At 67.8% G+C, this 236-nt stretch carries 1 protein-coding gene; it reads left to right on the forward strand.

Annotated elements, in window-relative coordinates; all coding sequences use genetic code 11:
* Window positions 1-236 (forward strand): hypothetical protein (locus tag ACSNOK_RS36200; protein ID WP_436784889.1); only part of this gene is annotated, 236 nt, incomplete at both ends.

Below are 236 nucleotides of genomic sequence, written 5' to 3' on the forward strand. Positions count from 1 at the left end.
GTCGACGAGGAGCAGCGCTTCGGTGTGGAGCACAAGGAGCAGCTGAAGAAACTGCGGGCGAACGTGTACGTGCTGACGATGTCGGCGACGCCGATCCCGCGGACGCTGGAGATGGCGGTCACCGGCATCCGGGAGATGTCGACGATCACCACGCCGCCGGAGGAGCGGCATCCGGTGCTGACGTTCGTCGGCCCGTACGAGGAGCGGCAGATCGGTGCGGCGATCCGGCGCGAGCT

The organism is Streptomyces sp. URMC 126, assembly GCF_051386555.1.
GTDB lineage: Bacteria > Actinomycetota > Actinomycetes > Streptomycetales > Streptomycetaceae > Streptomyces.